Here is a 558-nt window from a genome sequence, read left to right as displayed (position 1 = left end):
CTTGAACAGCATGGAAAACCCACCGCTTTTTACAGTGATCGTCATGCCGTATTTCATGTCAGCAAGCGTGATGCAAAGACCGAACGATTGACTCAGTTTGGTCGTGTATTGCATGATTTAAATATTGAATTGATTTGTGCAAACAGCTCACAAGCTAAGGGCCGTGTAGAGCGTGCCAACAAAACGTTGCAAGATCGTTTAGTTAAAGAAATGCGATTACAAGGAATCGATACTATCGAGCAAGCAAATGTGTGGCTCCCCGACTTTATCGCTGATTTTAACCGGCGCTTTGCTAAACCTGCGAAATACCCCAAAGATATGCATCGACCAGTGCGGGAAATGACGGATGAGCTTAATGATATCTTTGCCTGGCAAGAACTACGAAAACTCTCTAAATCGCTAACATTTCAATATGATAAAGTTGTTTATCTTATTGATCCAACGGAAGAAAATCAGCGACTAATCAATCAAGTCGTCAAGGTGCTTGACCGACCAGATGGGACCATTGCTATCCAATACGGCCAGCGAAAACTCACGTTCAAAGTGTTCGATAAACTG

At 42.7% G+C, this 558-nt stretch carries 1 protein-coding gene; it reads left to right on the top strand.

Translation table 11 applies throughout. The annotated features are described in order from the left end of the window. Positions 1-558, top strand: a 558-nt coding sequence (locus CTN07_RS22635) for an ISNCY family transposase (RefSeq protein WP_107183779.1), incomplete at both ends; no start/stop codon positions are given.

Origin of the sequence: Photobacterium damselae, from assembly GCF_003026815.1 — a bacterium.
Taxonomy (GTDB): domain Bacteria; phylum Pseudomonadota; class Gammaproteobacteria; order Enterobacterales; family Vibrionaceae; genus Photobacterium; species Photobacterium damselae.
This window is presented reverse-complemented; position numbering and strand designations above follow the sequence as displayed.